Below are 17,839 nucleotides of genomic sequence, written 5' to 3'. Positions count from 1 at the left end.
TCCCCGTGCTGATCATCCGATCCGCATATGTGATGCTGCGCCGCGCATTGCGCAGATCCGCCCGGGGCATCACCCCGATTGCGGGAGAGGGCGTTCAAGGTCGAGTTGATGAAACGCAGATCCCTTCCACCGCAAGTCCGCTCGCGCGGGGTGACCGCCGTTCTGGGGCCGACCAATACGGGCAAGACCCATCTCGCCATTGAGCGCATGCTGGCCCATTCCTCCGGCATGATCGGCCTGCCGCTGCGTCTGCTGGCCCGCGAAGTCTATCAGCGCGTGGTCGATCGCGTCGGGTCTGACGCGGTGGCGCTCGTCACCGGCGAGGAGAAGATCAAGCCGCGCAAGCCGCGTTACTGGGTCTGCACGGCGGAGGCGATGCCGCGCGATCTCGATCTCGCCTTCGTCGCCATTGATGAGGTGCAACTCGCCGCCGATCTCGATCGCGGCCATGTCTTTACCGATCACCTGCTCAACCAACGCGGACGCGAGGAGACGCTGCTGATCGGGGCCGGCACGATGAAGCCGTTGATCGAACAGCTGATTCCCGGTGTGCACGTCACCTCGCGCCCGCGCCTCTCGCAGCTCGTCTTCACCGGCGAGCGCAAGGTTTCGCGCCTGCCGGCGCGCTCCGCCATCGTCGCCTTCTCGGCGGAGGAGGTCTATGCCATTGCCGAGCTGATCCGGCGCCAGCGCGGCGGCGCGGCGGTGGTGCTCGGCGCGCTCTCGCCCCGCACGCGCAACGCCCAGGTGGCGCTGTATCAGTCGGGCGAGGTGGATTACCTGGTCGCGACCGATGCGATCGGCATGGGGCTCAACCTTGATGTCGACCATGTGGCCTTCGCCGCATCACGCAAATTCGACGGTTTTCGCTTCCGCGCTCTGCAACCGGCGGAGATCGGACAGATTGCAGGGCGCGCCGGGCGGCATCTGAACGATGGCAGTTTCGGCACGACCGGGCGCTGTGACCCCTTCGAGCCGGAAATCGCCCAGGCGGTCGAGGCGCATGCCTTCGAGCCCTTGCGCGTGCTGCAATGGCGCAATCCCGATCTCGACTTTCGCACCCTCGCGCGTCTTCAGGCCTCGCTCGCCGATGTGCCGCGCGAGAATGGGCTGACGCGCGCGCCGATCGGCGAGGATATCGCCGCCCTCGATATCGTCGTCCGCGACCGGGAGTTGCGCGACATCGCCTCCAGCCGCGATGCCGTCGAACGGCTCTGGGAAGTCTGCCAGGTGCCCGATTATCGAAAAGTGTCGCCCGCGAGCCACGCTGATCTGGTGGCGGCACTGTACCGTTTCGTGATGTCTGACGGGGGCATTCCCGATGACTGGTTTTCCAAGCAAATCAAGCAGTTGGACAAGGTCGAGGGGGATATCGACACCCTCTCTTACCGGATCGCGCAGGTGCGGACATGGACCTTCGTCGCCAACCGTGATGACTGGTTGCGTGATCCGGAGCATTGGCAGAGTGTCACCCGTAAGGTAGAGGACAGGCTGTCCGACGCTCTGCACGACCGGCTGGCGAGCCGTTTCGTCGATCGGCGGACGAGCGTTTTGATGCGGCGCTTGAGAGAGAACGCGATGTTGGATGCGCAGATTTCGGCCACCGGCGATGTCACCGTCGAAGGCCAGCACGTGGGACAACTCCACGGATTTTCCTTCGTGCCGGATCCGGGTGCGGACAGTGCCGAGGCCAAGACGCTGCGCCATGCTGCGCAAAAGGCGCTTGCGGGCGAGATCGAGCAGCGGGCGGAGCGTTTCGCCTCGGCTGCGGATACGCTGTTCGTGTTGTCGAATGACGGCACCATCCGCTGGAGCGGCGATCCCGTCGGCAAGCTGGAAGCGTCCGAGAAGATCTTCGAGCCGGAGATCCGCATCATCGCGGACGAGCATCTCACCGGCCCGGCCCGCGAGAAGGTGGAGACCCGGCTGAAAGCCTGGCTCAAGGCCTATATCGTGCGCACGCTCGGCCCCGTGATCGAGCTCGAGGATGCCCAGGATCTGACCGGCATCGCGCGCGGCATCGCCTTCCAGATCTCCGAATCGCTCGGCGTGCTCGAGCGCGCCAAGGTGCTCCAGGAAGTGCGCGGTCTTGAGCAGGAAGGCCGCGCGGCTCTTCGCCAGAAGGGCGTGCGATTCGGCGCCTATCATCTCTACATGCCGCTGATGCTCAAGCCGGCGCCGCGTACGCTGGCAGCCCAGCTCTGGGCCCTCAGGCATGGCGGTCTCGACCAGAAGGGCATCGACGAGATCGCCCATCTGGCCGGTTCCGGGCGCACCTCCATACCGGTCGATCCGGAAGTCGCGCGCGGGCTCTACCGGGCTGCGGGCTTCCGGGTCTGCGGCGGGCGCGCAGTGCGCGTCGATATTCTGGAGCGCCTGGCTGACCTGATCCGCCCGGCCATCGCCTATCGCCCCGGCGAGACGATCGGTGAGCCGCCGGCGGGCGCTGCCGACGGCGACGGCTTCGTGGCGACGGTGGCCATGACTTCGCTGGTCGGCTGTGCAGGCGAGGATTTCGCGACGATTCTGAAATCGCTCGGCTATACCTCCCAGACCCGTACCGGCCCGGCCATTACCAGCGAGATCCTGCTGCCCGTGGCGACGACGCCGATCTCGGCCAAACCCGCCGGCAATGGCGAGCCAGCCGAGGGTGAGACGCCGGCAGGGGAGGCTGTGACGGGACAAGCCGAAGCCGGTGAGGCCAGGCCGGACGCGCCGGAGGCGGGCGATCCCGCAACGGATGCGGCGTCCGATACCGCACCGGCAGAGGCGGCCGATGCGTCATCGCAAGAGAGAGCGCAGCAAGAGAGAGCGCAACAAGAGAGCGTGCAGCAAGAGCCTGCGCCGGAGGAGGGCAAGCCCGGGGAGAGCAAGCCTGAGGAGGGTGCGGTTGAGGTGCCTGCATCTGCGCAGCCCGCGCCTGCCACTGCCGACGTGATGGCCGAGGCGCCGGCTGAGTTGGCATCGCCGCCGCAGGGCGGCGCACCTTCTGCGGCGGAGGCCGAAGAGGCGCCGAACCTGGAGCCGGAAACCATCGAGATCTGGCGGCAGAACCGGCAGCCGCGAGGCGGGCAGCGTGATGCGCGCCGCCGTGGCGGGCAGAACCGGCGGCCCCCCCGGGTGCCGGGCAGGCATCGCCCGGGCAGGATGGTGCCGAGGCGGGCGCCGCCGGCGGGCAGGCCGCGCGGCGGGGCGAACAGCGCGCCCGCGAGCTCGGCAAGTTCGGCGAAGGCAATTTCCGTCGCGGCGGCAAGGGCCCCGATCAGGGCGGCGGCAAGCCTCACGAGAAGGCCCATGGCGAAGGTGGCTTCAAGGGGCGCGGCAAAGGACCCGATCAGGGCAGGGGCAAACCCGGTGGCAAGGGCAAAGGCAAGCCTGCGACATATTCCTCCGGCCCCGATAACCGCAAATCGCGTCAGGCTGACCCTGATTCGCCCTTCGCCAAGCTCGCTGCCCTGAAGGCGCAGCTGGAAGACAAATCCTGAGGCAGGCCGGGCATGCGGGAAGATCGCCAGCGCCTCGACAAATGGCTCTGGTACGCCCGATTCGCCCGCACGCGTACGGCCTGTGCGAAACTCGTGGAGGACGGGCGTGTGCGCCTCAACGGCACGCGCATCAAGCAGCCTTCCAAGGGGATCGCGGCGGGTGACGTGCTCACGGTGGCGGCGGAGCATGGCACCATCGTGGCGCGCGTCACGGCGCTCGGAGAGCGGCGCGGCAATGCCGATGCGGCACGGGCACTCTATGAGGCGATCGACTCTTGATGGGGTGCGCGGGGGGAACTAGTTGTGCATTGCGGGCGGACGCGATAAAGCGATGTCCGCGCCCCATGCCCGCTCCCTGCGGGCATCCACCATGGGACGAGCGAAAGCCGGACGGAACTGTGTCATGACCTATATTGTCACCGAGAATTGTATCAAATGCAAATATATGGATTGCGTCGAGGTCTGCCCGGTCGATTGCTTCTATGAAGGGGAGAACATGCTCGTCATCCATCCCGACGAATGCATCGATTGTGGCGTCTGCGAACCCGAATGCCCGGCCGAGGCGATCAAGCCGGATACGGAGCCGGGGCTGGAGCAATGGCTGCAGATCAATACCGATCTGTCCAAGACCTGGCCCAACATCACGCAGAAGAAGCCGGAGCCGCCGGATGCGAAAGAATATGATGGGATGGAAGGTAAATACGAAAAATTCTTCTCGGCCAATCCCGGTGACGGCGATTGATGACAGTTTGACGTCAGCCGTTTTGATTTTTCATGGGTTTTGTGCTAGGGTCTGATTACCGTCGAGAATGAGCGACGGGCACCACACTTATTGTGAGCCCAGCCTATCATGATCATCTTCCTGACCGCCATCGGATCGGACCTTGAACGCTTTGATTGCCGATGGCGCCGGGGGCTTTTCTCGACATCTTGACGCGCATTTAGGGGGTGTGGACCACGGATCGCGATCCGGGGGCGACTTCGGTGCGCTTGCTCCACACTTGATCTTCCGGACTGCCGGACCCCTGCCGGCGGCTCCATTATCGTCGACGCGACCCTGATAACGTCGCGCGGCATCCATGCAGGAGGCCTTCATCGCATGACGACCGCCAAGAAGAACGCCAAGCAACTCGGTTTCAAGGCAGGTGAAGCAGTCGTGTATCCGGCGCACGGCGTCGGTCGCATCACGGCGATCGAGGAGCAGGAGATCGCCGGCTTCAAGCTCGAACTTTACGTCGTCAGTTTCGAAAAGGACAAGATGGTCCTGCGCGTCCCGACCAGCAAGGCCGAGAGCGTGGGCATGCGCAAGCTCGCCGAATCGGGTCTCGTGGAAAAGGCGCTCACGACCATGGCGGGCCGCGCCCGGGTGAAGCGCACCATGTGGTCGCGTCGTGCGCAGGAATATGAAGCCAAGATCAATTCCGGTGATCTGATCTCGGTGGCGGAAGTCGTGCGCGATCTCTATCGCTCCGATGCCCAGCCCGAGCAGTCCTACAGCGAGCGTCAGCTCTACGAGGCCGCTCTGGAGCGTGTCGTCAGCGAAATTGCATCGGTCAATGCTGCGACCGAAACGGAAGCGCTCAAGCTGATTGAGGAAGCGCTCGCCAAGTCGCCGCGCCGCGCCAAGGGCGCCGAGGATGCCGATGGCGCGGAGGCTGCCGAGGGCGATTCCGATAACGGCGATCTGCAGGAAGAGGCCGCCTGAGGCGCTTCCGGCTGAATTCAACGGCAATGTGAGAGCGGATCCGGTCCATGACCGGGTCCGCTTTTTCATGGGGCCCGGCGCCTGCCTCAGCCGGCGGCGCCCGCCTGCGCGATGGTGAGCAGCCCGTCGCAGTCGCAATGCGCTTCCAGGTGATCGGCGAGCGCGTCCAGCGCGGCATCCACCTGCGCTTCATAGGCGAAATCGGAGGCGCGACCGGAGGCTTGTGCGCCGATCCGGTTGAGAAAGGTGCGGCGGAACGCGTCTTCGCCAAACAGACCATGCAGATAACTTCCCATTGCCCGTCCATCCGCCGAGACCGCGCCCTCCGGCGTGCCGTCGCGATCGAAAAGAGGCCGTGCCCGGTCCGGCCCGTCGCTCTCGCCGATATGGATCTCGTAGCCGCTCACCGGCGTATCGGAGGCGATGTGGCGCGCGCGGACCTGTGTGACGTGCTTGTCGTGCCGCATCACCGTGTCGATGGCGAGATGGCCGAGGCCGGGGCTCGTCCCCGCCGGCCCCTCGATGCCCTCCGGATCGGCGATGCTTCGGCCCAGCATCTGATAGCCGCCACACAGGCCGAGCACCCGCCCGCCCCGGCGCAGGATCGCCGCAAGATCGATATCCCAGCCCTGCTCGCGGAAGAAGGCGAGGTCGCCACGTGTCGATTTCGAGCCGGGAATGATGACGAGATCGGCGTCAAGCGGGAGCGGGCGTCCCGGCGCCACCACCTCCACGGACAGCGCCGGATCGAGGGCGAGCGGGTCGAGATCGTCGAAATTGGCAATCCGCGACAGGCGCGGCACGACGATGCGGAAAGCGCCATCGCCGCGTTTGGCGGCGATGTCGAGGGCATCCTCGGCGGGGAGTTCATGGGCGCGCGCGAACCAGGGCAGCACGCCGAAACCGCGCCAGCCGGTGCGGTCAGTGATCGCCGCGTAGCCGTCGTCGAACAGGCGCGGATCACCGCGAAACTTGTTGATGAGAAAGCCCTTGATCAAAGCCGCATCCTGCGGATCGATCACGGCTTGCGTGCCCACGATCTGCGCGATCACCCCGCCGCGATCGATATCGCCGACGAGCACGACCGGCACGCGCTCCGCCTGCGCGAAGCCCATATTCGCGATATCGCCGGCGCGCAGATTGATCTCGGCGGGAGAGCCCGCGCCCTCCACCAGCACCAGATCCGCCTCGCGGCGCAGGATCGCGAAGCTCTCGCGCACGCTTGCGAGCAGTTGCGGCTTGAGCCTGGCGTAATCGCGCGCCCGCGCCGTGGTCAGACGCTGACCCTGGACGATGACCTGCGCGCCGGTCTCGCTTTCCGGCTTGAGCAGGACGGGGTTCATGTGGATCGATGTCGCCACGCCCGCCGCGCGTGCCTGCAGGGCCTGGGCACGCCCGATCTCGCCGCCGCCATCATCGGTGACGGCGGCATTGTTTGACATGTTCTGCGGCTTGAACGGGCGCACGCGCAGCCCGCGCCGGGCAAAGACCCGCGCGAGCCCGGCAACGAGCATGGATTTGCCGACATTGGAGCCGGCGCCCTGGATCATCAATGTGGCGCTCATGAAGGCATGTTCACTTGATCCGCAACGGCTGACCGGCCACGACCAGCACCACTTCATCCGCGACCGCGCCGACATCCTGCGCGAGCCGCCCCGCCGCATCGCGGAACTGTCGCGCCAGACGATTCTCCGGCACGATGCCGAAACCGACCTCGTTCGTCACGAGCACGATCGGACTCTTCTGGCGAACGAGCGCGGCGCAGAGCGCTTCGCCCTCAGCCGCGAGATCGCGCTCGGCAAAGAGCAGGTTCGTCAGCCACAGCGTCAGGCAATCGACGAGACGCGGGCCCGCGCCATCGGTGACATCGAGCGCACTGACGAGATCGAGCGGGGCGGGATGGTCGCCCCAGCGATCATCGCGGCGTGCCTGATGGGCGGCGATACGCGCACGCATTTCGTCGTCGAGGGCCTGGGCCGTGGCGATATAGACCGGGCGCCCCGGCATGGCCAGCACGCGCTCTTCGGCATGGCGACTCTTGCCCGAGCGCGCGCCGCCGGTAATCAGGATGATGCTCATGCGGATGGTTCTAGCCCAACAGCGCACCGGATGCGAGGCGCGGATTCACCCGGCGCCGCGCGCAACCGCTGGCGGGACCGGCGAGCGGTGTGTATTGAACAGTCCATGACCGCGCCGATGGGGGCCCGCGCCCCGAAACCGCATTCCGTTTCGAAGAAGCCTGTCGCATGAGCCTGATCGGTTTCAGCGCCGCCGCGATGGCGCTCGCCATGCTGATCGATGCCGCCATCGGCTGGCCGGCGCGGCTCTATGCGTGGATCGGCCATCCGGTGACCTGGATCGGCGCGGTGATCAGCGGGTGCGACAGGCGACTCAACCGCGAGGGGGACCCGCCGGCGCGACGGGCGCGGGCGGGCATGCTGGCCGCACTCGCCGTGATCGTCCTGGCCAGCCTGCCCGCGCTGGTCGCTGCGCTGGTTCTGCCGCATGATCTCGCAGGACTGATCGTCACGGCGCTGCTCGCCTGGCCGCTGATCGCCACGCGTTCGATGCATGACCATGTCACCGCCGTCGCCACACCGCTCAGTGCCCGCGATCTCGACGGCGCACGCGCGGCTGTAGCGATGATCGTGGGGCGCGACCCCGCGCTGCTCGATACGCCGGGGGTGACCCGCGCGGCGATCGAGAGCCTTGCGGAGAACACCTCCGACGGGATCGTGGCGCCGCTCTTCTGGGGTCTGCTGCTCGGCCTGCCCGGCATCGTGGCCTACAAGGCGATCAACACCCTCGACAGCATGATCGGCCACCGCAATGCGCGCCATACGGATTTCGGGCGCTTCGCGGCGAAGCTCGACGATGCGGTGAACTGGCCGGCGGCGCGGCTGACCGGCCTGCTCTTCGCGCTCGTCTCGAAGCGCCCGCTGCGCGCGCTCGCGGTGATGCGCCGCGATGCGCGTCATCATCGCTCGCCCAATGCGGGATGGCCGGAAGCGGCGATGGCGGGGGCGCTCGGCGTGCGGCTTTCGGGGCCGCGCAGCTATGGCAGCGGCATCCGGGACGAGCCCTGGCTCAACGGCGCTGCGCCCGATCCACAGGCGCGCGATCTCGAAGACGGGCTCGCACTCTATCGTCGGGCCATGGTCGCGCTGCTGATCATGCTCCTTGCCATTGCGACACTGCTTGCTCTCGCGTGAGGGATTGCGCAGAAAGGGCGGCATGACGGGTGATCAGATCGAAATCCGCGATCACGGCGGCGATCTCGACCGCGCGCGGGTGGCCTATGGCGGCGCGGCGGGGGAGTGGATCGACCTCTCCACCGGCATCAACCGGTTGCCCTATCCGATGCCGGCGCTCGGCCCCGCGGATCTGTGCGCCCTGCCGCAGCGCGCCGCGCTCGATGATCTGATCGCGGCTGCGCGCGATGCCTACGAGACCCGCGCCGCGATCCTGCCCCTCGCCGGCGCCCAGGCCGCGATCCAGCTCGTGCCCGCTCTCGTGAGGGAGCGCGTGGCCGGCGCTGTCGATGCGCGGGTCGTGACGCCGACCTACAACGAACATGCCGGCGCGCTCACCGGGGCCGGCATCGCCGTGCGCCCGGTCGCGGGGCTCGACGATCTCGTCGGGGCGGACGTGACGGTCGTGGTCAATCCCAACAATCCGGACGGACGCGAATATCCGCCGGCGGAGCTGATCGCATTGGCGAAAAATGTCGGCCTGTTCGTGATCGATGAAAGCTTCGCCGATGCGACGCCGGGCCTGTCGCTGGCGCCGCATCTCGGCGAGAGCGGCCCGGAAAACATCCTCGTCCTGCGCTCCTTCGGCAAGTTCTACGGCCTTGCCGGCCTGCGGCTCGGCTTCGTGCTGGGCGCCGCACCGCTGATCGCCCGCCTCAAAAGCATGGCCGGGCCCTGGGCGGTTTCCGGCCCGGCCATCGCGGCGGGGCGGATCGCCCTGCGGGATGCGCCCTGGCGCGCGCGCAGCATCGCGCGACTCACGGAGGATTGCGCCCGGCTCGACGCCCTCGCCATCGCACGCGGCTGGGACCTCGTCGGCGGCACGGCCCTGTTTCGCACCTATACGATCCCCGGCGGGGCGGCATCAGCGCAGGAACGGCTCGCCCGTCGGCGCATCTGGAGCCGCGTCTTCCCATACGCTGACGACTGGCTGAGGCTCGGTTTGCCGGGCGATGAAGCGGAGTGGCGGAGGGTGGGGGAGGCGTTGCAGACCCGAACCATATACGGTACGTACTGTGAATGATTTGAAGCGTTCCCCAAGTGCTTGAAGGGTCTTGGGCAATGAATAATGATATCGAACACGGCAGGCTCGGCCAGAGCTTCGATGATTTCCTCGCCGAGCAGGGGACTCGCGAAAGCACGACCGAGACGGCCATCAAGCGGGTTATCGCATTTCAGCTGGCCGAGGCGATGGCTGTGGAGCGCATCAGCAAGGCGGAGCTCGCCCGCAGGCTGGAGACGAGCCGCTCGCAGGTCGATCGTCTGCTCGATCCCGACAATGACGGGGTCACGCTCGGTGCGCTCAGCCGAGCCGCGCATGCCGTCGGGCGTTCGTTGCGGCTGGAACTGTCCTGATCGAGGCTATGCCGGTTTCAAAAACCCTTCTCGCATTCGCGCCGGTTTCGCGCGTGCGCCCGAGCGGTTAATCAGCTGCAACGCCCGCAATCCGAGGATGATTCCGTGACGCTTTCCGCCGCTTCGCCTTACGCCTCCCGCCGCTCGCCGGTTCTGGCGCGCAACATGGTCGCGACCTCACAGCCGCTCGCCGCGCAAGCCGGGATCAGCATGCTCGGGCGCGGCGGGAACGCTGTTGATGCTGCGCTGGCGACGGCAATTACGCTGACTCTTGTCGAGCCCACAGGCAACGGGCTGGGCAGCGATGCTTTCGCCATTGTCTGGGACGGCAAGGAATTGCACGGGCTCAACGCGTCCGGCCGCTCCCCTGCCGCCTGGAATCCGGAGCGATTCCCCGATGGCATGTCCGAGCGCGGCTGGGAGAGCGTCACCGTGCCGGGCGCGATCAGCGCCTGGGTCGATCTCTCGCAGCGTTTCGGCAAACTGCCTTTCGAGACCCTGTTCGAACCCGCCATCCGCTACGCGCGCAACGGCTTCCACGTTTCGCCGGTGATCGCCGCGCTCTGGGCGCGCGGGGCGGATCTTCTGGGCAGGCAGCCGGGTTTCGCGGAAGCGTTCATGCCAGGCGGGCGGGCGCCGCAGGCGGGTGAAGTGTTCCGCAATCCGGCGCTGGCCGCGAGCCTCGAGCAGATCGCGCGGACGCGCGGCGAGGCCTTCTATCGCGGGGAGCTTGCGGAAAAGATCGCGGCTTTCGCGCGCGAGCACGGCGCGGCGCTCACCATCGACGACATGGCCGCGCATGAGAACGACTGGTGCGGCACGGTGCATGCGTCCTATGGCGATGTCGCCCTGCACGAGATCCCGCCCAACGGCCAGGGCATCGCCGCCTGCATGGCGCTCGGCATGCTCGAACATTGCGATCTCGCCGGCCACGCCCCCGACAGCGTCGCCGCGCTGCATCTCCAGATCGAGGCGATGAAGCTCGCCATGCGCGATGCCGAGGCTTATGTCGCCGATCTCTCGGCCATGCAGGATGTGCGGGTGCAGGATCTGCTCGATCCCGCCTATCTGAAGGCCCGGGCGAAGCTGATCGATCCCGCCCGCGCCACGGATTTCGGCGCCGGCGCGCCGCGCCATGGCGGCACCGTCTATCTGACGGCGGCGGATGAGAGCGGCATGATGGTCTCCTTCATCCAGTCGAACTATGCCGGATTCGGCTCCGGCGTGGTGGTGCCTGGCACGGGGATCTCCTTGCAGAATCGCGGCTACGGCTTCGTCACGAGGGAAGGCCATCCCAACCGGGTCGGTCCGCGCAAGCGCCCCTTCCACACCATCATTCCCGGATTCCTGATGAAGAACGGCGCGCCGCAGATGAGCTTCGGCGTGATGGGCGGGCCGATGCAGGCGCAGGGCCATGTGCAGATGACATTGCGCACGCAGCTCTGGGGCCAGGATCCGCAGGCCGCTGCCGATGCGCCGCGCTGGCGCGCCACCAGGGGGCTCGGCGTTGCCATCGAATCCTCGGCAGGTGCGGATGTGCTGGCCGGGCTGGCCGATCTCGGCCACGCGGTCACCAGCGAGGAGCCGGAATCGAGCTTCGGCTTCGGCGGCGCACAGCTGATCCAGCGCATCGAAGGCGGCTATATCGGCGGCTCCGATCCGCGCAAGGATGGCTGCGTCATCGGTTTCTGAAGGTGCCTGGGAGCGTTCCGTGCGTCATTGGCAGGTGGGTTTTCGCGCCTGCGCGCAACCATGCGCGGCAATCGCCGTATTTCGATAAATGTCGCAGCAAATGGCATGATCGCGTGCGCTTCGGCGTCAGCCTGCCCTGAAACAGGCGTCACGGGCCCTGTGGTGGCGCCGCGACAGCCATGACGGGCTTCGACTTTCGATGGATTTGGTAATTTGCCCCAGTCCGTCTGGGTTTTTGTCGCCCGTGGCGGATCGCCATTTCGCGCTATCCTTGATGCAGGCGCCGCTTTCGGCAGGCGCCTTACGCTCTGGCCTGCGGGCAAGGTGGAGCACGGCAGAAACGGGGAGAAGCGCCATGGCCGAAATCTCCGGGCAGCTCGAAGGCCCTCTCACCCTCGAATGTGATCTCGTCATGCGTGGGCGCGTCAAGGGCACCGTGACGGTGCCTTCCGGCTCGCGCCTTGATCTCGAAGGGGTGATCATGGGGGATCTCGTCGTCGAGGAGGGCGGTGCGGCCATCGTCCACGGGGCGGTGGCCGGAACGCTGGTCAATCACGGCGGTGACGTGGAAGTGCGCGGCACGGTCAATTGCGTGCATGATTACGGTGACAGGCTCACCCGGTTCGGGCGCGACGCCAAGGTCGGTTTCGACCGCGCCAGGACGGCGAAGACGGCGACCGGGCCGGCGCAAGACTGAGATGCCCGATCACGGCATGGCCAGAACGAGAATCCCGAGATTGAGCGCGCTGGCATAGGCCACCCAGAGCGCGTAGGGCACCATCAGCCATGCAGCGATCCGGTCGAGGGGCCGGAAGGCGACAATCATGGCGAGAATCAGGGCCAGCAACACCGCGATCACGATGAGCCCGAAAGGCGGGCTCTGCAGCGTGAAGAAGGCAATGCTCCACAACGCGTTGAATCCGAGTTGCAGATAGAACAACGTCATGGCGCGATGCCTGGGCCGGGAGGGCTGAAGGCCGAGCACGCGCCATGCGGCGACCATCATCGCGATATAGAGGATCGTCCAGACCGGGCCGAAGAGCCAGTCCGGCGGGGTGAAGAAGGGGCGCTCCAGTTCCTGATACCAGGCCATGCCCGGCGCCGTCGCGATCCCGGCGATCCCCCATGCGACGAGAACGGGCAGGATGGCGGCGGCGAGCCGGACCCATCGCGAAGGCGGCTCTTGCCCGACAAAATCCGCACCCTGGCTGGTTTCGCTTTCACTGGATACCTGCACGGCTGCACTCCTCTCGTTACCCGGTCCTGATCGGCGAATCCGACCTTTCGGTCGCGCCGCATGACGGTGCACAAACCGACGGCGCACAAAAGCGCATCGCTTCCCCGCGCAATCTGTTGTAATCCGCCGGACAGATATGCGCGCCGACCAGAGACCGGAACGGAACCCATCATGACCGACGACAGCTTTTCGCGCCGCAGCCGCACCGTCCAGGCCCTGGGCCGGATCGACGAGACAACGCGCGCCGTCGTTCCCCCGATCCATGTGGCGACCACGTATATCCGTGATCCCGACAATGCCTATTCCTCGGGCTATGTCTATGGCCGTCCCGACAATGCAACAATCCGCGAGGCGCAGGACGTTCTGGCCATGCTCGAGGACGCGCATGGCGGGGCAATGCTGTTTGGCTCCGGGATGGCGGCGGCCACCGCCGTCTTCCGCGCCCTTGATCCGGGCGATCACGTGGTGGCGCCGAAGGTGATGTACTGGGCCCTGCGCCACTGGCTCGCCGGCGAGGCCACCCGCTGGGGGCTGCGCATCGATTTCGTCGCGACCGAAGACCCGGATGCCCTGCGCGCGGCGGTCATTCCCGGTGAGACGAAGCTCGTCTGGGTGGAAAGCCCGGCCAATCCGCTCTGGAGCGTCACCGATATCGCGCAGGCAGCACGGATCGCCCATGATGCCGGCGCCCGGCTCGCCATCGATTCGACCTGCGCCTCGCCGGTGCATACCCGGCCCCTGACGCTCGGCGCCGATATCGTGATGCATGCGGCAACGAAGATCCTCAACGGCCATTCCGACGTGGTGGCCGGCGCGCTCGCCTTCGCGACGCAGGACGCCTTCACCGATCGCGTCGCCATGATCCGCAAGGGCGAAGGCGCGATTCTCGGGCCGTTCGAGGCCTATCTGCTGATTCGCGGCATGCGCACCCTGCATCTGCGGGCAGAGCGACAGGCGGCGAGTGCGCTGGCGCTGGCCACACGCCTGCAGGCGCATCCGGATGTGGCGCAGGTGCTCTATCCCGGTCTGCCGGATCATCCCGGTCACGCCATCGCCGCGCGCCAGATGGAGAACGGTTTCGGCTTCATGCTCTCGATCCGCGTGCGTGGCGGGGTCGAGGCTGCGATCGCGACGGCGGCGCAGGTGAAATTGTGGAAGCGCGCCACCTCGCTCGGCGGGGTCGAGAGCCTGATCGAGCACCGCGCCTCGATCGAGGGGGAGGGCACGCCCTGCCCGGATGACCTGCTGCGGCTTTCCACCGGCATCGAGGATGCCGAGGATCTCTTCGCCGATCTCGACCGGGCCTTGCGCGCTGCGCAGGGTTGAGGCGCCGCCCGGTCAGGCGCCGGCATCGCCCCCGCCCCAATCGGGATCCGCCAGCACGTCCTGCGTGTGTTCACCGACGCGCGGAGATGGCGCTTGCGCCGTCATGCGGGTGCCGTCGATCACCATCGGCGAGGCGACGCCAGGGATCGTGCCGCCCTGTGCTTCGGGCGCCGGAAGCGCAACCTGCATGCCGCGCGCGATGATGTGGGGATCGGAGAAAACATCCTCGACCGTATTGATCGGCCCGGCCGGCACGCCGACGCGCTCCAGCGCGGCCAGCAGATCGGCGCGGGTAAAGCGGCTTGTCGCATCCGTGATGATGGCGGCGATATCCTCGCGATGGTTCACGCGGGAGGTGTTGTCGGCAAAGCGCGGATCAGCTGCGGCCTCTGCCGCACCGATCACGTCCATCAGGCGCTGGAACTGGCCGTCATTGCCGGTGGCGATGATCACGTGCCCGTCACTCGCCGGAAAGACCTGATAGGGCACGATATTGGGATGGGCATTGCCCATCCGCATCGGCGCGCGCCCCGAGACGAGAAAATTCATCGCCTGGTTGGCGAGTACCCCGGTGAGGCTGTCGAGCAGCGCCATGTCGATATGGGCGCCTTGGCCGGTGGCATCGCGCTGGCGCAGGGCGGCCTGGATGGCGATGACGCCATAAAGCCCGGTGAAGATATCGGCGAAGGCGACGCCGATCTTCTGCGGCTCACCGCCCGGTTCACCCGTGAGATCCATGATGCCGCCCATGCCCTGGATCAGGAAATCGTAGCCGGCGCGTGACGCATAGGGGCCGCTCTGGCCGAAACCGGTGACAGAGCAATAGATCAGACGCGGATTGACCGCCTTCAGGCTCTCGTAATCGAGCCCGTATTTCTTCAATCCGCCGACCTTGAAATTCTCGACCAGGATGTCGGCATTGGCCGCGAGCCGACGGATGACCTCCTGGCCTTCTTTCGTGTCGAAGGCGACCGCAATAGAGCGTTTGCCGCGATTGCAGGCATGAAAGTACGCCGCAGAGAGATCCGTGCCGTCGGTGCCCGGCACGAAGGGCGGACCCCAGGCGCGGGTATCGTCGCCCTTGCCCGGCCGTTCGACCTTGACCACATCCGCACCGAGATCGGCCAGTGTCTGTCCGATCCAGGGGCCGGCGAGGATGCGTGCGAGTTCCAGTACCCGGATGCCCTTCAGCGGCTTGGTCTGCGTACCGGCTCCGAGGGTTCCGTCATCGTTCATGGCTCACATCCCGCAGATTGCGCCGGTGGCGCTGTGCTTTCGATCGTGCACCGCCCCTAGCATTTCCGGTCCCGGCTGGATACGCAGCCGCGCGCCAGATCGATTGCGTGGTTTGCCCCATCCGCGTGCCCGCGCATCCGCAAACGTGTACGAAAACGGCTTCGCCTGTCCCGGCAAAGCCGGTAAGGTCCGCGACGATCCCGCTTCAGCCCGCGTGAAAACCCGCCGCATGACCATACCCACGCCGACGCAGACCGCCAGCATCGAACCGGGCCAGATCGGCGCCTTCGCCGCGCTTGTCGCCGGAGCCGTGGCGATGGGCGTCTCGCCGGTCTTCGTGCGCTTCGCTGCCGCCGATATCGGCCCTTTCGCCAGCGCCTTCTGGCGGGTGTTTCTGGCTTTGCCGGTGCTCTATGCCTGGATGCGCATCGACGAGGCGCGCCATCCCGGCCTTGCCGGGCGCGCTTCCTGGAGCAGGGCGACGGTGTTTGCCGGGTTTGCCTTCGTGGGCGATCTGATCTTCTGGCATCTGGCCATCCTCAATACCACGGTGGCGAACGCGACCTTCTTTGCGACCACCGCGCCGCTTTTCGTCATCCTGATTTCCTGGGCGGTTCTGCGCGTCACCATCGCGCGATCGACGCTGGCGGGGCTCGTCCTGTGCATGCTCGGCGGTGCGGCGCTGATCGGCCAGAGCATGCAGATCGCGCCCGCGCGCCTCGCGGGAGACGTCTATGGCGTGATCACGGCCTTCTTCTTCGCGCTGTATTTTCTGGGCGTCGAGAAGGCGCGGCGCTCCGGTGGCAGTGCCGGGCGGGTGACTTTCGAGCTCAGCCTGGTGACGGCGGCGGGGCTGTTCGTCGTCGCCATCATCGCCGAGCGCCAGATCCTGCCGACGACGCCGGAAGCGATCTTGGCGCTCGTCGCGCTCGCCTTCATCAGCCATGCGGGCGGGCAGGGGCTGCTCTCGGTGGCTTTGGGGCGTCTGCCAGCGGTATTTTCCTCGCTGGTGATCTTCATCGAGGCCGTCGCGGCGGCCGTGTTCGGCTGGCTCGTCCTCTCGGAAGCGCTGACCCTGATCCAGGCCATGGGCGGCGCGCTGATCCTCGCCGGGATCTTCGTTGCCCGCCCGCGCCGCAACCGCCCGCCATTGCCGGCAAGAGCAAAGCCTTGAGCAGGCAGACACTTCGCAAAGCGAGACATTCCGAATATCGCGCGAGAACAATCCGGAGGCCGCATGATGCCGACATCCTCTCGTGAGAAGCTGCGCTGCATCTTCGATGCCGCTGTCGCAGCCGCCCATCCGCAGAGCTGCCTGTCGGCACATCTGCCGATTGCACCGCCGCATGGGCGCATCATCGTGCTCGCCGCCGGCAAGGCGGCTGCCAGCATGAGCGAGGTCGCGCTGGCGCATTATCGTGATGCGGGCGTGGAGGATGCCCGCATCACCGGCCTCGCCGTGGCCCGCCACGGCTATGGCGGACAAGCCGGGCCGATCAGGATCGTCGAGGCCGGGCATCCGGTTCCCGACGAGGCCGGTATCGCGGCGACGCGCGAGGCGCTCGCCCTCGCGCGTTCCGCCGGCGCGGAGGATCTCGTTCTGGTGCTGCTCTCCGGCGGTGGCTCGGCCAACTGGATCGCGCCGGCTGACGGCATTGATCTCGCGGAAAAACAGGCGATCACCCGCGCGCTCCTGCGCTCCGGCGCTCCCATCGATGCGATCAACACCGTGCGCAAGCGTCTGTCGCAGATCAAGGGCGGGCGGCTCGCGCGGGCAGCGGCGCCGGCGCGGATGGTGACGCTGGCGATTTCCGACGTGCCCCGCGACGATCCCGCCGTGATCGCATCCGGGCCGAGCGTGCCCGATCCCACGAGCCATGCGCAGGCCCGCGCCATCATCGCGCGCTATGGCGTGGTGCTTTCCGATGCGGCGCAGGCCCTGATGCGCGATGATGCGCCCGAGACACCCAAACCCGGCGATCCCGTCTTCGACAATACCGCTTTCAGCATCATTGCCCGCCCGCAGGAGGCGATGGATGCCGCCTGTGCGCAAGCGCGGCGCCTGGGCTATGAGCCGATCCTGCTCGGTGCCGATCTCGAAGGCGAGGCCAGCGCCGTCGCGGCAGCCCATGCGGGGGAAGTACGCGATATCCGCAGGGCGGGGCGGCGCGCGGCGCTGATCTCGGGGGGCGAGCTCACGGTGACGATCCGGGGGGAGGGGCGCGGCGGTCCGAACCAGGAATACGCCCTCGCACTCGCCATCGCCCTCGACGGGCTGCCCCGCGTGGCGGCGCTTTCCGGCGATACCGACGGCACCGATGGCGGCATCGGCGCGGCGGATGACCCCGCCGGCGCGATCATCGACGACACCACATTGTCACGCGCCCATGCAAAAGGGGTCGACGCGCAAACGTATTTGTTGGACAACGATTCGACGGGTTTCTTCACGATTCTCGACGACCTGTTGATACCGGGGCCGACACGAACCAATGTCAACGACTGCCGCATCATCCTCATCGATTGATCCGTCCCTGCACCGGCGCATGCGCTC

The 17,839-nt window shown here is 66.9% G+C and carries 16 protein-coding genes; 12 read left to right on the top strand and 4 right to left on the bottom strand.

Features of this window, described 5'->3' with window-relative positions:
* Window positions 1–108 precede the first annotated feature (108 nt).
* The 4 genes from GA0071312_RS16220 (at window position 109) to GA0071312_RS16205 (ending at window position 5,190) form a co-directional block, all read left to right on the top strand.
* Window positions 109–3,459: a helicase-related protein gene (locus tag GA0071312_RS16220; RefSeq protein ID WP_338056866.1), complete on the top strand. Its 3,351-nt coding sequence runs from the start codon at window positions 109–111 to the stop codon at window positions 3,457–3,459.
* Between the two features lie 38 nt (window positions 3,460–3,497).
* Window positions 3,498–3,764, top strand: a complete 267-nt coding sequence (locus GA0071312_RS16215; RefSeq protein WP_074445811.1) for an RNA-binding S4 domain-containing protein — start codon at window positions 3,498–3,500, stop codon at window positions 3,762–3,764.
* Between the two features lie 124 nt (window positions 3,765–3,888).
* On the top strand, window positions 3,889–4,227 hold the full coding sequence (gene fdxA, locus GA0071312_RS16210; protein WP_074445810.1) for a ferredoxin FdxA: 339 nt from the start codon (window positions 3,889–3,891) through the stop codon (window positions 4,225–4,227).
* 357 nt (window positions 4,228–4,584) lie between these two features.
* Window positions 4,585–5,190, top strand: coding sequence for a CarD family transcriptional regulator (locus GA0071312_RS16205; protein ID WP_074445809.1), 606 nt, complete (start codon window positions 4,585–4,587; stop codon window positions 5,188–5,190).
* Between the two features lie 86 nt (window positions 5,191–5,276).
* Here the strand turns inward: GA0071312_RS16205 and GA0071312_RS16200 are convergent, their stop codons facing one another.
* A complete protein-coding gene (locus GA0071312_RS16200; RefSeq protein WP_074445808.1) occupies window positions 5,277–6,755 on the bottom strand; it encodes a cobyric acid synthase in 1,479 nt (492 codons plus the stop codon).
* Window positions 6,756–6,765: 10 nt separating this feature from the next.
* Entirely contained in the window at window positions 6,766–7,269 is a 504-nt protein-coding gene (cobU, locus tag GA0071312_RS16195) for a bifunctional adenosylcobinamide kinase/adenosylcobinamide-phosphate guanylyltransferase (RefSeq protein WP_074445807.1), read from the bottom strand.
* Window positions 7,270–7,436: 167 nt separating this feature from the next.
* On the opposite strand from cobU, the gene cbiB reads away from it, so the two are divergent.
* From cbiB to GA0071312_RS16170, 5 genes are all read left to right on the top strand, one after another.
* Complete coding sequence (gene cbiB, locus GA0071312_RS16190; RefSeq protein WP_074445806.1) at window positions 7,437–8,402, top strand: adenosylcobinamide-phosphate synthase CbiB; 966 nt, start codon at window positions 7,437–7,439, stop codon at window positions 8,400–8,402.
* Window positions 8,403–8,445: 43 nt separating this feature from the next.
* Window positions 8,446–9,465, top strand: a complete 1,020-nt coding sequence (gene cobD, locus GA0071312_RS16185) for a threonine-phosphate decarboxylase CobD (protein ID WP_074446274.1) — start codon at window positions 8,446–8,448, stop codon at window positions 9,463–9,465.
* Between the two features lie 38 nt (window positions 9,466–9,503).
* Window positions 9,504–9,797 (top strand): helix-turn-helix domain-containing protein, encoded by a 294-nt coding sequence (locus tag GA0071312_RS16180; RefSeq protein WP_074445805.1) that lies wholly within the window; start codon window positions 9,504–9,506, stop codon window positions 9,795–9,797.
* Between the two features lie 165 nt (window positions 9,798–9,962).
* A complete protein-coding gene (locus GA0071312_RS16175; protein ID WP_074446273.1) occupies window positions 9,963–11,489 on the top strand; it encodes a gamma-glutamyltransferase family protein in 1,527 nt (508 codons plus the stop codon).
* Window positions 11,490–11,844: 355 nt separating this feature from the next.
* Window positions 11,845–12,186, top strand: coding sequence for a bactofilin family protein (locus tag GA0071312_RS16170; protein ID WP_074445804.1), 342 nt, complete (start codon window positions 11,845–11,847; stop codon window positions 12,184–12,186).
* A gap of 9 nt (window positions 12,187–12,195) precedes the next feature.
* Here GA0071312_RS16170 and GA0071312_RS16165 read toward each other — a convergent pair whose 3' ends face one another.
* Entirely contained in the window at window positions 12,196–12,726 is a 531-nt protein-coding gene (locus tag GA0071312_RS16165; RefSeq protein ID WP_074445803.1) for a TspO/MBR family protein, read from the bottom strand.
* Between the two features lie 171 nt (window positions 12,727–12,897).
* On the opposite strand from GA0071312_RS16165, the gene GA0071312_RS16160 reads away from it, so the two are divergent.
* Window positions 12,898–14,052 carry a trans-sulfuration enzyme family protein gene (locus tag GA0071312_RS16160; protein ID WP_074445802.1) on the top strand — a complete coding sequence of 385 codons (1,155 nt, stop codon included), beginning with the start codon at window positions 12,898–12,900 and terminating at the stop codon, window positions 14,050–14,052.
* A 12-nt stretch (window positions 14,053–14,064) separates the two neighbouring features.
* Here the strand turns inward: GA0071312_RS16160 and GA0071312_RS16155 are convergent, their stop codons facing one another.
* Window positions 14,065–15,288 carry a CaiB/BaiF CoA transferase family protein gene (locus GA0071312_RS16155; RefSeq protein ID WP_074445801.1) on the bottom strand — a complete coding sequence of 408 codons (1,224 nt, stop codon included), beginning with the start codon at window positions 15,286–15,288 and terminating at the stop codon, window positions 14,065–14,067.
* Window positions 15,289–15,517: 229 nt separating this feature from the next.
* Between GA0071312_RS16155 and GA0071312_RS16150 the strand changes: the two genes are divergently transcribed.
* Window positions 15,518–16,462, top strand: a complete 945-nt coding sequence (locus GA0071312_RS16150) for a DMT family transporter (protein ID WP_074446272.1) — start codon at window positions 15,518–15,520, stop codon at window positions 16,460–16,462.
* A gap of 63 nt (window positions 16,463–16,525) precedes the next feature.
* A complete protein-coding gene (locus GA0071312_RS16145; protein ID WP_074445800.1) occupies window positions 16,526–17,812 on the top strand; it encodes a glycerate kinase type-2 family protein in 1,287 nt (428 codons plus the stop codon).
* Window positions 17,813–17,839 lie beyond the last annotated feature (27 nt).

Source organism: Saliniramus fredricksonii (genome assembly GCF_900094735.1).
GTDB classification, from domain to species: domain Bacteria; phylum Pseudomonadota; class Alphaproteobacteria; order Rhizobiales; family Beijerinckiaceae; genus Saliniramus; species Saliniramus fredricksonii.
The sequence above is the reverse complement of the archived record's forward strand: the minus strand, read 5'-3'. Positions and strand labels throughout refer to the sequence as shown.